Genomic DNA, 13,862 nt, shown 5'->3' with positions numbered 1-13,862 from the left:
GCGCGTTAGGCGCCTGGGCCGCCGTCGGGCGTAAGCTCGTGCCATGGCGAGATACTTTGATGTTCACCCGGACAACCCCCAGGCGCGTTCCATCAGCCAGGCAGTGGACATCGTCCGTTCCGGCGGACTGATCGCCTATCCCACTGACTCCTGCTACGCGCTCGGCGCACAGCTGGGGAACAAGGATGCCCTGGATCGCATCCGGAGCATCCGCCACCTCGATAGCAAGCACCACTTCACGCTGGTCTGCAAGGACTTCGCGCAGCTGGGCCAGTTCGTGCAGATCGACAATGACGTGTTCCGCAGCATCAAGGCCGTCACACCCGGGAGCTACACCTTCATCCTGCCCGCCACCAAGGAAGTCCCCAAGCGGCTGCTGCACCCGAAGAAGAAGACGGTGGGCGTGCGGATCCCGGACAACAAGGTGGTCCAGGCTTTGCTGGCTGAACTGGGCGAGCCGCTGCTCTCCAGCACACTGTTGCTGCCGGATGAGGAAGAACCGCTGACGCAGGGCTGGGAAATCAAGGAACGGCTGGAGCACGTGGTGGACGCCGTCGTCGATTCCGGCGACTGCGGCGCGGAGCCGACCACTGTCATTGACTATTCCGGCGGCACGGCGGAAGTCGTCCGGCGCGGCATGGGCGACCCCTCGCGCTTCGAATAACCCCGCCCGGGGGACCTACGCGGAAGCGGGCCCGGCCGAATCGGCGTCGCCCGACGCCCGGTTTCGGAGCCAGCGGCGCGACAGATCCACCACGGCGATAAGTCCGGCGAGGGGCGTGAGCACGGCCGCGGCGTAGACGAAGAGCAACCAGCTGAGCGTCGTCAGAAGCGTCTGGTGGTTGCTCAGCAGGGAGAGTCCGCCGAAGAGCCCGATGCCCCAAAACAAAACCACTCCGGCCAATACCGCTGCGGCGGGGAAGTACTCGCTCGAGACAGTGGTCTTCACGGTGCTCTGCAAAATCATCAAGGTTTTCATGGACCCTCCTCATGCCTGGCGGTGGAGAGAATCCGCCGGGGTCATTCCAAGTATGGGGCCCGCCGCAACCGGATTTTCGACGAAAACCCGCGACGTGACCAAGCTAACGAAGGTCACTCCGAAAACCTTTGCTGAGCCTGACCCGCACCGTCTGGCGGTGGCATGATGGGCCCATGAGCCGAGTCACGAGCGATCTGACCATCTCCCTCGACGGATTCGTCGCCGGCCCGAACCAAAGCCTCGCGGAACCCCTGGGCGAGGGCGGTGAGCGGCTGCACAGGTGGATGTTCGAAGAACCCGGGCCCAACGCCGCCGCGCTCGAAGGCATCCTCGAGGCCGGCGCCTACATCATGGGACGGAACATGTTCGCAGGTCCCGGGGTATGGGAGGAGGAATGGCGGGGGTGGTGGGGTGAGGAGCCGCCTTATCACGCACCCGTGTTTGTGCTCACCCATCATCCACGCGAGCCCCTGGCGATGCAGGGCGGCACCACGTTCAACTTCGTGACCGAGGGGATCGAATCGGCGATGGCCCAGGCACAGACGGCCGCCGGCAACAAGGACGTGGCCATTGCCGGAGGCGCGCAGACCGTCCGCCAGTACCTTTGGGCGGGTCTGATCGACGAGCTGCGACTCCACATCGCGCCCATCGTCCTGGGAGCGGGCGAGCGGCTGCTGGACGGCGTCGCGAACCTCCAGCTTGAACCGACGGAAGTAAGCGGTACCGGACTGGTCACCCACGTGCGGTACCGGGTACTCCGCTGAAAGTCTGACTCGCACTCGCCGGGCGGAGCCGGACGGCGTGGAATGCCGGGGTGGCACCATGGGAAACGCGGACCCTGCGCTTACGATCTTTTGATGCCCCGCCTTATCGCTCCGGACGTCCGATACCACTCCTCCTGGTTGGAAGGATCAGCCGAATTTGCCGGAACCCACAGGGACGGCGGGGGCGCCGAGGACTGGCCGCTGGAAGAACTCAAGGATGCCCTGACATTCCACCGGTTCGTGGAGGCGCTTCTCAAGGATGCATTGCCGGAGAGCCCGCGGAAGCCGGGATACGTGCCCTGCACCTACCTGTGGGTCGTGGAGGGTGCCACGTTCCTTGGCTCACTGGCCATCAGACACGAGCTGAACGAATTCCTCCTCAACGAGGGTGGGCACATCGGCTACAGCATCAGGCCTTCCGCGAGGCGCCGCGGCCACGCGGGTGCCGCGCTCGCCGACGCCCTGCCGGTAGCGCGAAACTTGGGAATCCCCCGGGTTCTGCTCACCTGCGATGACAACAACACCGGCTCCCGGGCCACCATCGAAAAGAACGGCGGCATCTACGAGGACACTCGCAACGGCAAACGACGCTACTGGATCGATACCGCCTAACCGGTCACCCCCACCTGAACTGCCGGTACAGGAGTGTACGCCCGTCCGGTTCGCACTCCAGGTTTACCGCGTCAGTGCCGCACTGGGCTTGTTGCAGCGGGAGGCGACTTCCGCCTAGTGTTCGGATCATGGCCGCGCTCGGGGGACCCGCTCGTTATGGAAAACGCACGACGCCGACACTGCTGTCCCTGGGGTGGCTCGCCGTCGTCGCCCTCACCGCCGCGTGCGGGGCTGCTCCGTCCCCGGTTGCCGCGGCCCACGAACAATCAGTGATCAAGCCGCCCGCTGCCACGGGCGCCGGACTGTCGCCGGGCATGACCCACGCGCCGCGCCCGCCGGTGCCGCCCGCCCCCGCCGGGCAGGGTGCAGATGGCTGTTCGTCACCGCGTGCAGAGGACGCCGCGGCCGCCGGCGGGCTGGAGTGTCAGTACTTCACGTCAGGTTCCATGATGCCGGCTGCTGTGCCCCGCGGTCCGGGCATGAGCTCCGGCGACTACGCCGTGAGGTTCGGCAGCGTTGGCGGCCACCCCTTGATGACTGTGCGGATCCCGTGTGCTTCGTACGCGGTCAGGGTCAGCTTTGAGGGCGAAACGATCACGCCGGATCCGGCGACACTGGAGAGTTTTCAGGGCACGTGCGACTTCCCGTGGGGCCAGGAACAGGCACGGATGCACCGGTACCTTCAGGCGCCGCTCCAGTTCGCGCGGAGGGAAAGTGGAATCGTGCTGCATAACCCGGAATGGGGAGTCACCCTCTTCAGCACTCCGTATGAGGCCACCTGATTCCGCCAAACGCGGCAGTGCCGGCGGTTTAGCGGAGCTGAGGCTACCCATGGCGGAGCTATCTCTAGATATGGCCGAGCCGCCGTGACGCCTCGACGCCAGGATCCATGGCGCCTGGAGCGGTCCGCGGTTAAGCTGTCGCCATGTCAGGACATCGGTCTTTGCGCCCACCCTCTTGGGTCTTCCCCGTCGCCACGGTGCTTTCCGGTATCGCCGGTTGGTTCTTGATGTCCAAAGTGCTGCATGGAGAAGGCCCGCTCGACCTTGGTTTCTATTGGGTGACGCTTGGCCTGGGCCTGCTTGCTTATGCAGTCTGCGGGATGTCTGCATTGGTCTCGCTTCGAAGTGCACTGACAGCGCGGAATGACTCGAAGGACTGAACCGCACGGGTGCCAGACCAGCGAGCGGAGGCACGATCTTTTGTCACCGTTCGCAGTGGGCTTCTCCGCTTACGCGCTCAGTTCGCTCAACGGCGCACCTGATAACGGAGGTGAAGCACCCGGTTACCCTGAATCGCCACGTCAGGATCCTCCAACAGGTGCTGTGCGTGGACCGACCCGAAGTAGCGCTTGCCGGACCCGAACACGACCGGTGCGACGTCCATGCGTACCTCGTCCACCAGGCCCGCGGCAAGCACTTGGCCACCGACGTCGCCAGCGGCGACCTCGACGATGCGGTCACCCGCAAGCTCCTGCGCTTTGGCCATGGCTGCCTCGACGCCGTTGACGAAGTGAAACGGCACCTCGGGGTCCCAGCCCTCAGGCTCCGGCCGGTGCGTCACGACGACCACGTGGTCAATCCCGCTCGGAGGCTTCCCGTCCCAGCCGTCCGTCAGGTCGAAAACGTGGCGGCCGACGACGGTTGTCCCGATCTGGTCCCAGTACGGCCGAATGTAGTCATAGGACGCCTGCGACACCTTCAACTCGCCGCTCCCGTCCAACGGCACGTCACCGCTGGACAACCAGTCGAACAGGGGTCCTGGCTGGTCGTTCTCGTCCGCGATGAAGCCGTCCACCGACACGGAGCTGTACATGACCACCTTGCCCATGGGGCTCTCCTTTTGCTCTGCGGTGTCCCCAGATTAGCGGCTCTTCACGGTTCGTGGCGGGCTGGCCTGCAACATCGTGGAGAGTAACGGAAACTTGCGGAGTAGCTTTTGAACGAATAGCTCTCGCCAAAGCTTCCATGTTGTGGGGGCCGGGCTAATCTACATTGCTGCCTTGTCCCTGCGGGCTCTAACTGCCTGCACGAGGCGCCGCGCGAAGTAGACGACGGCGACCACGCTCACCGTCACCAAAATCCACGTGCCATCCATGCTCAGCGCGGGGCCACTAGTACACAGGCTCGTAGCGCCAGACTCGATAGTGTAGTCAACGCACTCGCCCCGTTTATACCCCAGAAGCGTTGTGTTCACCGTGATCAAGAGGAGGATCGCGACGGCCCAGGGCCACCATCGCGGTGAACGGAATCGCGGCGTTTCATCCATGCAGTCATCCTACTGATCGGGCCATCAATTTCCTTCAGTGATCCGGATGCGGACCCTTGCCGTCATCCCCTGCTATTCATCCACGTCTGCCCAATGTCAGCGCCCCGGGCTACACTGAATGTATCGAACATATATTCGAATAAAGGTGTGTTGTGGGCGTAATCATCGGGCCCCGTGTGATAGACGCGGGCACTTCTCTTCTGTCGGTCCTTATCTCGCCGGTACCGGTTGCTGCCGGCTACCCTTCTCCCGCGCAGGACTACTTTGACGGCCGCATCGACCTCAACGAACACCTCATCAAGGACATCACCAGCACCTACGTCGTCAGGGTGTCCGGGGACTCCATGGAGCGTGCCGGGATCAGCGACGGCGACGAGCTGATTGTGAACCGCGCCCTCGAGCCCCGCGACGGCTGCGTCGTCGTCGCGGTCCTCGATGGCGAGCTCACTGTCAAGAGGCTGCGCATCACGACGTCGGGGGTCGTCCTGCAGGCCGACAACCCGCGGTACCCGGACATCAGGGTTCCCGCCCTGTCGGACCTGGTCATCTGGGGCGTCGCGACGCGCTGCCTGCACCATGTCTAGGGCCATGGCGGGCCGGGGCAGTGTGGCCCTTGTTGACGTGAACTGCTTCTACGCCAGCGCCGAACGCGCCTTCGACCCCTCCCTGGAAGGCCGTCCGCTGGTGGTGCTCTCCAACAACGACGGCTGCGCGGTCACCCGCTCCCCCGAAGCGAAAGCACTCGGGATCAGCCTCGGCGAACCGTGGTTCAAGCTCGCACCGCGGGCGAAGGAATGGGGGCTGGTGGCACGGTCCAGCAACTACGAACTCTACGGCGACATTAGCGCCCGGGTGATGGAACTCCTCGGCCGCTACTCGGCCTGGCTGGAGGTCTACAGCATCGACGAGGCCTTCCTCGGCGTCAACGGCACCCCGGAGGAGCTGCAGCGTCTGGGCCACAACATAAAAACCGCGGTGCGCCGCAACGTCGGCGTCCCCGTCTGCGTCGGCATCGCCGGCACCAAAACCCTGGCGAAACTGGCCAACAAGTGGGCCAAGCACAATCCGGCGTTCGACGGCGTCTGCCACTGGGACGCTGTCCCCGCCGCCCAGCGGGAGAAACTCATGGCGGGCCTGTCCGTGATCGAGCTCTGGGGAGTGGCCGCTCGCCTGACCAAACGGCTGAACGCGCAGAATATCCACACCGTACTGGACCTGGCCCGCGCAGACCCCATCAAGATCAGGGACCGCTTCTCGGTGGTGCTGATGCGGACGGTCCTGGAGCTCAATGGGACACCGTGCATCCCCCTGGAAGAAGAACGGATCGGCCGCGACCAGCTCATCTTCAGCCGTTCCTTTGCCACGCCGATCACCACCGGCGCCGGGCTGCGCCAGGTGCTGGGCATCTACGCCCAGCAGGCCAGCGCCCGGCTGGCGAGGCACCGGCTCCAGGCCAAGCTCCTGACGGCGTTCGCCGCCACGTCTTACTACAACCCGCAGGAGAGCTCGAACCCCACCGTGTGCGTGCCCTTGCCGATGCCCACCGCCGACCCGGTCCTCCTGGCGAGGGCGGCGTACGCCCTCCTCCCCCGGATTGACGACGGCGTCAAGTACGTCCGCGCGGGGATCATGGTCACCGATCTGCGCCCCACCGGCAACCAGGCGCCGCTGGCAGTCTTCGAAAATCCGCACGAGGAACGGGGCATCGGCCCGCTGCTGGAGGACGTCAGCCGGAGGTACGGGCGGGGTTCTATCGGCCTCGGCTTCGCCGGCATCCGGGGCGGGCCGGATTGGAGCATGAAACGGGACATGCTGTCCCCGCGGTACACGACGCACTGGGCCGAACTCCCCGTGGTCAAAGCCGCGTAACCATCCTCAGGAAAGCGCCGCAACGCGTCCAGCGGAAGGGCTGCCTCCGGTCCGGTCAGACGGCGACGGCCAGCGCCTGCTGCAGGAACGAGTCGAGGACCCTGCCGGCGTTCTCCTGCATGCGCCGGGATTCCTCGGCGGCATGCTTGGTGCACTTGGGCCCGTGCAGCCGCTCCCCCAGGTACAGCAGCGCCGCAAGGACTTCCGAGAGTTCGGTGTTTCCCTCGGCGCGCTGCCGCAGCAGCCTCAGGTGAGCGGCCTGCAGGGCCGGCCCCGGGGCGCAGCCCAGGTCGCGGTCAAACAGACGGCGGCAGCGCTCGTAAGCTGACAGCCCCTCCACGGGAAGGCCGGCCTGTTCGTATCCCCCAACAAGAATGGTCCACGCACGTTCGTTGAGCGGTTCGGACCGGACGGCGGACTGCGCCAACGAAATGGTCAGGTCCGGTTTGTCCAAAAAGGCCGCGGTCTCGGCCGCGAGGACCTGCGCGGCGACCTTCTCGGCAGCATGCCGCAGCCGGGCCTCTTCAGCCCAGTCAGCCACCAGTTCAAAACCCAGCAGCGGCTCGGCGGCCATTTCCAGGGCCTGCATGGACAACGTATGGGCCTCGGCCGGAGCGGCATGCCGGGCCTCATTGAGCAACTGCTGGAACGTCGAGAGATCCAGTTCCACCAGCTGAGGGTCCAGTACGTAGCCGCTGTTCGCGGTGCGAAGCGGCCCCGTCTTGGTGTTGCCCGGCTGGATTGCCCTGCGGATGCCGCTGACGTAGCTCTCCAGGGTGGCGACGGCGCCGTTGCTGGCGCGGGGTCCCCACAGGATCTCCACGAGGCGCGCTTTGGAAACAGGTGTACCCAGGTTCAGCAAAAGAATTTCCAGAATGTGCCGGGGCTTGCAGCCGCCCAGGTCCGCAGCGGTGAGCACTGCGCCATTTCGTCGGATCTCAAAAGTTCCGAATAGCCGTACCGAAATTTCGGGCGTTGCACCGCGCAAGTTATTCACATCGATCTCCGATTTCCCCATATAGAACTCAATCACTATTCGGAGAGCCGGAAAGAATTGGTGGAACGACGTGCTGAGACTCACTTCCATCCGGCTTTCTAGGAAAACCGTGACATGTCAAAGAAGGCACAACAAGCAATGTAGCTACCCGTTCCTTTACCGTGCGTAAAGTCGAGTACACCCGGGGAACGCTACCAAGTAACTGCCGAAATTAATGTGAGTACTCCGATGGTTAGGCAAGTATCACCGCTGCCGCCGGTCGGTACGGCGCCGAGTAGGCAATCCCGGGACGTGGCCACCGTTGCCGCAGGCCAGACGCAGGACGTGAACGGCCGCCGGATCGGCCGCGCGTGTGCCGCCTGCCGTTGCCGGCACCCAGGACTGCCTGCGGCAGGAGATCGATCCGAAGCACCTGCGCATGTTACTCGGCCCGGCAGATTCATCATTATCCTTGCCATTTCCGGCAAATACCCGGACGAAGGAGTTCATTGTTTTGCTCGTAAAGGCAAATTCACAAAGGCATTTCCGCATCAATTTCCCCCAATATTCCAGCGACGGTGCGGAACCGAAACTCCCCTGCCGCCGCCGCGGGAACAGCAGGTTCGGAACCCCCTCCATGCCACGCCGCCCGGTGGGCAGTTCATCCGGCAGCCGATCCGACGCTAGGCTCAGAGGAGACCAGCCTTTGAGCCACAGGAGAACCCGCGTGAACCCAGCGTCCGCTTCACCCGCCCCGCTGCCGCCGTTGGGCCTGAGCTGGGGCATCAAGCGCAGCTTCGTCGACTACATCGCCAGCCTGCCGGACGGGTCCGTTTCAGCGACCGACGGGGCAACCGTGTCCGAAACTTCGCTGTTCTGCTTCAGCCCCGAGCTGTCCGATTACGACGTCGAACGCGGCACCGGCGTGCTGCGCTTCCGCGGCGATGTCCGGCTCGCCGGGCACCACGGCATGCTGCTGGTGCGGCTGCTGGACCCCTGGGTCACCTTTTCCAGCGGCAGCGGCGTGCTGTCCATCAGCACCGGGGCCGACGGCGGCCAGGACCGCACCGCCGTCGGCTTCCTCAGCCCCTCAACACCCCGCGCCACCGGCGGGTTCCTGGTCTGGGATCACGTCGAAGTGGTGGTTTCTCCGGACGGGTCCGAACTCTTCGACGGCCAGTACGCGGCCGGACAACCGATGGATCCGCTTGTCATCCGGGTTCCGGGCTAGCCGAAAAGGAGAACATTCATGGTGGAATTCGTGGACGATGTCGAAACAGCCCTGCAGCACGTGATTGCCGGGCTGGCCGCGGGATCACTGCCTGAGGACAAGGACGGGGCGGACTTCCGGCGCCGCGTGGAGGCCCACCTCCCGGACCTCGCCCTGCTGTTCCACCGTCTCTACGGGAGCCGCACGGACTGGCTGGACCAGCTGACGGCCCTGGTGCAGCAGACCGCCCGTTCGTGGGCGGAACGGCCGGCGGAACTCAAGGCCCTCGACGCCGCCCGCGAGCAGAACAGCGGATGGTTCCTGTCCAACAAGATGCTCGGCGGGGTCTGCTACGTGGACCGCTATGCGGGGAACCTGGACGGCGTCCGCCGCCGGATTCCATACTTCAAGGAGCTTGGCCTCACATACCTGCACCTAATGCCCCTATTCCTGGCGCCGGAGCCGCACTCCGACGGCGGCTACGCCGTCTCCAGCTACCGCGAAGTCAACCCCGCGCTGGGCACCATGGACGAGCTGCGCGCCCTTACCGCCGAACTCCGGGCCAACGGCATCAGCCTCGTCGTCGACTTCATTTTCAACCACACCTCCGATGAACACGCCTGGGCCCGGAAGGCCGCCGCCGGCGATCCCGGCTACAGCGACTACTACTGGATCTATCCCGACCGGACCATGCCGGACGCCTTTGAGGAACAGGTCCGCGAGATCTTCCCGGACGATCATCCGGGCTCGTTTGTGCCGATGCCGGACGGGCGCTGGGTCTGGGCGACGTTCCACACCTTCCAGTGGGACCTGACCTACGCCAACCCTGAGGTATTCCGGGCCATGGCGGGCGAGATGCTCTTTCTGGCTAACCAGGGCGTGGACATCCTCCGGATGGACGCTGTCGCCTTCATCTGGAAGCAGCTCGGAACGCCCTGCGAAAACCTCCCGGAAGCACACCTGCTGCTGCGCGCGTTCAACGCCGTCTGCCGGTTGGCGGCACCGTCGCTCCTGTTCAAGTCCGAGGCAATTGTGCACCCCGACGAAGTGGCGCAGTACATCGACCCAGCGGAATGCCAGCTCTCCTATAACCCGCTGCAGATGGCGCTCATTTGGGAAGCCATGGCCACACGGGACGTTTCCCTGCTGGCGCAGGCATTGGAACGGCGGCATAACATCCCCGCGGCAACGTCGTGGGTCAACTACGTCCGGAGCCACGACGACATCGGCTGGACGTTTGCCGACGAGGACGCCGCCGAGCTTGGCATTAACGGTTTCGACCACCGGAGGTTCCTGAACTCCTTTTACGTCAACCGCTTCCCGGGCAGCTTCGCCCGGGGCGTGCCGTTCCAGGACAACCCGCGGACGGGCGACTGCCGCATTTCCGGCACGACGGCGTCACTCTGCGGGCTGGAGGACGGTGCCGGTCAGGCCGTGGACCGCATCCTGCTGGCACACTCGGTCGCGTTCAGCACCGGCGGCATTCCGCTGCTTTACCTGGGCGACGAGGTGGGGCAGCTCAACGACTACGGCTACGCCCTTGAGGACGGCCACGGCGCCGACAGCCGCTGGGTCCACCGCCCGCACTATCCCGCCGACCGGTACGCCCAGCGCCATGACGCCTCCACTCCGGAAGGCGCGGTGTTCGCCGGGCTCCGGAACATGATCGCCGTCCGGTCCCGAACGCCGGAGCTGGCCGGGACCAGGCTGCTGGATTTCGACACGCGGAACGTCGGCGTCCTCGGCTACCAGCGGCCCGGCGACGGGACCACGATCCTGGCGCTGGCCAACTTCAGCGACGTAGCCCAAACAGTGGCAGCCGTGACGCTCTCCGGATTCGCCGAAGACGCCCTCGAGCTCCTGACCGGGACCCGCATGGGGCTTGGGCAGGGAATTCTGCTCCAACCGCAGCAGTTCCACTGGCTGAGGGTTACGCCGCGGCCCACACTCTAGGCGTCCCTCCGGGCCTGCGGGACCTGGGAGGACGGCCCGAACAGCCAGCCGGACACATCGCTCCGCAGGACAAAGTGAGGTCCGCCGGTAGCACTCACGCTGCCGGTGGGAACGTAGTAGCCGCGCCCGGCGCCCGGACCACCGGCTGCGCGGTCCAGGGCATCCGTGAGGTCTCTGGGCAGGTGACCCGCCGGGCCGAGGGCCCGGAGGCCGTCGAATTCCTCCGGCGTGAGCCGTCCGAGCACTGCAGCGATATCGGCCATCATGATTCCCTTCTGGCGGGCGGTGCCTAAGGAACCAGCCTAGGTGCGCGCCATGAACGGCACATTAACTCCGGACGACGATCATCGAACACCGCCCGCGCCTGGCCGCGGCCCCGGGATTGTCTACCCGAGCGCATGCACGTGTCATGAGCGTCACTGCACGGAGTCCCCGTACACCCAGCTAATTAACGGGTGGATGCTGTACGGTTCAATCCCGGGAAACCCAGAACAACGGAATCGAGAATCAACCAGGTGGCAACCGATTATGACGAAGTCCGATCAGACGTTGCGGAATCACGCAACGCCTCACTAGAGGCCCTTCGCTCCGCGAACGCGCCGGACGCCCGCAGCGTCACCCGTGAGCTTGACGAGGCCGACACCTCCGAGGGCGTGGAACTGCCGGGCGCCGACCTGTCCGGAGAGGAACTGACGGTCACCGTCATTCCGCAGAAGGACGACGAATTTACGTGCTACTCCTGCTTCCTGGTCCGGCACCGCTCACAGCTCGCACGCGAAAAGGCGGGCCACTCCTACTGCGCTGACTGCATGAGCTAGCAGGCGCTCAGCTTCACATTTCCGCAACAACGCCGCCGGGCATGCCCTGCACGACATGTTGCTATACGCTCCTCAATGACGATGCGGGGCGTGCCGGCACGTAGCCGGAGGCGGAAATCATGCGGGACTGGATCACTATGCCGGAGGGCCCTCCTCCGGCGGCGGCTGACGCCGCTGCTGATGGCCAGCTCCTCATCGACAGCCCCGGTACCGGTCCTGCCGGTACCGGGGCTGTCGCCGTTGGCAGCGAAGGCTGGCGCCCCGGGCGGACGTGGAGCCTGAAAGCCGAATGGTCCAGGGCCTTCGCCCTCATGCTGGTGGCGCTTCTCCTTGGGGCCTTGGCCACGGTTGTCGGAGTCCGGGCCGTAGCGGACCAGATTGAGGAAACAGCCGCCCGCCTGCATCGTGAATCAGCAACCGTCGCGGACCTGCGCTCCGCTCTTGATGCCCATGAACTGGCCGGCCACCGCTTGTTGTCCAGTGCGCAGGCCGACCCCTCGGGGTACCTCCAACAGCAGCAGGACATCGCCCGCCGCTTCGAGGACGCCATCCTCCTGCTGCCCAATGAACGGGACATGCGCGCCTCCGCGCGCCAGGCCCGCGACGAGTGGCAGGACGGCCTTGCGGAGCACGGGCTGTGGGGCAGCCAGGTGGAAGCCCTCACCGGAAACCGCGTGGCCGATTCACCCGGCCTCGCCGCGTCCGGCGCGGGCGTCCGCGCACTCCTGGACCGCATCCAGCTCTCGGCCCTTGAATCGTTGGACTCCGGCCTGGCCTACGGCGCCGAACTCCAGCAGATCGTGATCGCAGCCCGCAGCGCACTGTTCGGGCTGGCGGCGGCAGGCGTCGTCTACTTCCGCGCCAGGATCGTCAAATTCCTGATCCGGCCCGTGGAAGCCCTGCGGCGTGGTGTCCTCAAGCTGCAGTCGGGTGACTACAGCCACCGCATCGACGTCGTCCGGCGGGATGAGCTGGGCGAGCTGGCCGACGCCTTCAACTCCATGGCCGCCGCCGTCCACGACAGCCACCTGGCCCTGACCTACCGCGCCACCCATGATCCGCTGACCGGCCTGGCCAACCGTGCGGCCTTGACCGAGCGTCTCGCCGCGACGTTCAAACCCGGGACGGACCGCCGCTCCCGCCATGAGGGCCTGTTGATCATTGACGTCGACGACTTCAAGGACGTCAACGATTCACTCGGACACGAGGGCGGCGACGCCCTGTTGATCCAACTCGCCGGCCGGCTGCAGGGCTGCGTGCGGTCCCACGACCTCGCCGCCCGGCTCGGCGGCGACGAGTTTGCGATTGTGGTCAGCGACGACGCCGACGGATCCGTCACCGCCGGGATCGCGGAGCGGATCCATGACACACTACGGGCCCCCTTCTCTGTCGGTGAAGTCCGGTTGAAGGTGTCAGTGAGCATGGGAGCCGCCCAGCGCCGCCCGGAAACCGGTGATCCCGCCGAGCTGCTGCGGCAGGCCGATTTCGCGATGTATACGGCCAAACAAAACGGCAAGGGGCGCTACCAGCGCTTCGACGCCGAAGGCTATGACAGGATGACACACCGCGCCGCCCTTCGGGCCGACCTGGCCGCCGCAGTGGCCCAGCGGCAGCTTCGACTCGAATACCAGCCGGTGGCCGATCTGCGCACCGGGGAAATTCTGGGCGTGGAGGCGCTGGTCCGGTGGAATCATCCAACGTTGGGGCTTCTGGAACCCGGCGAATTCATCCCGCTCGCCGAAGAAACCGGCGACATCGAAGCCATCGGCTGCTGGGTGCTGAACACTGCCAGCCGGCAGGCCGCCCGGTGGCGGAACTCGATGGCCCACTGCCACGACCTCTGGGTCTCCATCAATCTCTCCACCCTGCAACTGCCCAGCCCCAGGAACCTCGCGGCGATCGAGGACATCCTGCGGGATCCCGGCGCCCAGGCGGACAAAGTGGTGCTGGAAGTCACCGAGACGGCGTTGGCCAGCAGCGTCGACGGTGGCATCACCGCCCTCAACCGGCTGAAGGGCCTCGGCGTCCGCATCGCCATCGACGACTTCGGGACCGGTTACTCCTCGCTCAGCGCCCTGGCCGAGCTGCCCGCGGACATCCTCAAGATCGACCGTTCATTCCTCTCCGGCAGTTCCGCCGACGCCCCGTCTGCTGCCATGCTGGAAGGCATTCTCGGCCTGGCGCGCCGGCTCAACCTCGACTCGATTGCCGAAGGCATCGAGGACCCGGCGCAGCTGGCCCTGGTCCGCGGCCTGGGCTGCCGCCTGGGGCAGGGATACCTGCTGTCCCGTCCTGTGCCGGCACCGCTCATCGAGGCCCTCCTTGCCGCTCGCGCCCGCCTGCAGCCCCCTGGAGCGGACGCCCCGGACTGCTGAGCCGGCCCGCGGCCCCGAACTCCTCGTTCCGTGCTCCG

The 13,862-nt window shown here is 65.7% G+C and carries 14 protein-coding genes; 10 read left to right on the top strand and 4 right to left on the bottom strand.

Annotated features, from left to right (window positions below; all coding sequences use genetic code 11):
- Positions 1 to 43 precede the first annotated feature (43 nt).
- On the top strand, positions 44 to 664 hold the full coding sequence (locus FS787_RS00545; RefSeq protein ID WP_144670110.1) for an L-threonylcarbamoyladenylate synthase: 621 nt from the start codon (positions 44 to 46) through the stop codon (positions 662 to 664).
- 15 nt (positions 665 to 679) lie between these two features.
- On the opposite strand, the gene FS787_RS00540 is transcribed toward FS787_RS00545, so the two are convergent.
- Positions 680 to 979 (bottom strand): hypothetical protein, encoded by a 300-nt coding sequence (locus tag FS787_RS00540; protein WP_260982330.1) that lies wholly within the window; start codon positions 977 to 979, stop codon positions 680 to 682.
- A 173-nt stretch (positions 980 to 1,152) separates the two neighbouring features.
- Here FS787_RS00540 and FS787_RS00535 point away from each other — a divergent pair, with 173 nt between their 5' ends.
- The 3 genes from FS787_RS00535 (at position 1,153) to FS787_RS00525 (ending at position 3,137) form a co-directional block, all read left to right on the top strand.
- Positions 1,153 to 1,743 (top strand): dihydrofolate reductase family protein, encoded by a 591-nt coding sequence (locus FS787_RS00535; protein ID WP_144670108.1) that lies wholly within the window; start codon positions 1,153 to 1,155, stop codon positions 1,741 to 1,743.
- A gap of 93 nt (positions 1,744 to 1,836) precedes the next feature.
- The gene (locus FS787_RS00530; protein WP_144670106.1) at positions 1,837 to 2,355 is read left to right on the top strand and encodes a GNAT family N-acetyltransferase; all 519 of its coding nucleotides are present in this window, start codon (positions 1,837 to 1,839) and stop codon (positions 2,353 to 2,355) included.
- A 128-nt stretch (positions 2,356 to 2,483) separates the two neighbouring features.
- Complete coding sequence (locus FS787_RS00525; protein WP_144670104.1) at positions 2,484 to 3,137, top strand: hypothetical protein; 654 nt, start codon at positions 2,484 to 2,486, stop codon at positions 3,135 to 3,137.
- 466 nt (positions 3,138 to 3,603) lie between these two features.
- On the opposite strand, the gene FS787_RS00520 is transcribed toward FS787_RS00525, so the two are convergent.
- Positions 3,604 to 4,185 (bottom strand): dihydrofolate reductase family protein, encoded by a 582-nt coding sequence (locus FS787_RS00520; RefSeq protein WP_144670102.1) that lies wholly within the window; start codon positions 4,183 to 4,185, stop codon positions 3,604 to 3,606.
- A 590-nt stretch (positions 4,186 to 4,775) separates the two neighbouring features.
- On the opposite strand from FS787_RS00520, the gene FS787_RS00515 reads away from it, so the two are divergent.
- Both FS787_RS00515 and FS787_RS00510 read left to right on the top strand, forming a co-directional pair.
- Positions 4,776 to 5,207, top strand: coding sequence for a LexA family transcriptional regulator (locus FS787_RS00515; RefSeq protein ID WP_144670100.1), 432 nt, complete (start codon positions 4,776 to 4,778; stop codon positions 5,205 to 5,207).
- A 4-nt stretch (positions 5,208 to 5,211) separates the two neighbouring features.
- The gene (locus tag FS787_RS00510) at positions 5,212 to 6,492 is read left to right on the top strand and encodes a Y-family DNA polymerase (protein WP_144670098.1); all 1,281 of its coding nucleotides are present in this window, start codon (positions 5,212 to 5,214) and stop codon (positions 6,490 to 6,492) included.
- A gap of 55 nt (positions 6,493 to 6,547) precedes the next feature.
- On the opposite strand, the gene FS787_RS00505 is transcribed toward FS787_RS00510, so the two are convergent.
- On the bottom strand, positions 6,548 to 7,411 hold the full coding sequence (locus FS787_RS00505; RefSeq protein WP_260982328.1) for a BTAD domain-containing putative transcriptional regulator: 864 nt from the start codon (positions 7,409 to 7,411) through the stop codon (positions 6,548 to 6,550).
- Positions 7,412 to 8,195: 784 nt separating this feature from the next.
- Here FS787_RS00505 and FS787_RS17925 point away from each other — a divergent pair.
- Entirely contained in the window at positions 8,196 to 8,699 is a 504-nt protein-coding gene (locus FS787_RS17925) for an HtaA domain-containing protein (protein WP_186329057.1), read from the top strand.
- Between the two features lie 18 nt (positions 8,700 to 8,717).
- Positions 8,718 to 10,631: an alpha-amylase family protein gene (locus FS787_RS00495; protein ID WP_144670094.1), complete on the top strand. Its 1,914-nt coding sequence runs from the start codon at positions 8,718 to 8,720 to the stop codon at positions 10,629 to 10,631.
- Here FS787_RS00495 and FS787_RS00490 read toward each other — a convergent pair.
- Complete coding sequence (locus tag FS787_RS00490; protein ID WP_260982327.1) at positions 10,628 to 10,897, bottom strand: hypothetical protein; 270 nt, start codon at positions 10,895 to 10,897, stop codon at positions 10,628 to 10,630. The two genes, FS787_RS00495 and FS787_RS00490, sit on opposite strands and share 4 nt — an antisense overlap.
- A gap of 249 nt (positions 10,898 to 11,146) precedes the next feature.
- Here FS787_RS00490 and FS787_RS00485 point away from each other — a divergent pair, with 249 nt between their 5' ends.
- Both FS787_RS00485 and FS787_RS00480 read left to right on the top strand, forming a co-directional pair.
- A complete protein-coding gene (locus tag FS787_RS00485) occupies positions 11,147 to 11,449 on the top strand; it encodes a DUF4193 domain-containing protein (protein ID WP_024367177.1) in 303 nt (100 codons plus the stop codon).
- 119 nt (positions 11,450 to 11,568) lie between these two features.
- Positions 11,569 to 13,824: a bifunctional diguanylate cyclase/phosphodiesterase gene (locus FS787_RS00480; RefSeq protein WP_260982326.1), complete on the top strand. Its 2,256-nt coding sequence runs from the start codon at positions 11,569 to 11,571 to the stop codon at positions 13,822 to 13,824.
- The last annotated feature ends 38 nt before the right edge of the window (positions 13,825 to 13,862 follow it).

This window comes from Arthrobacter sp. U41 (assembly GCF_007679325.1).
In the GTDB taxonomy this organism is placed as follows: Bacteria; Actinomycetota; Actinomycetes; order Actinomycetales; family Micrococcaceae; genus Arthrobacter.
This window is presented reverse-complemented; position numbering and strand designations above follow the sequence as displayed.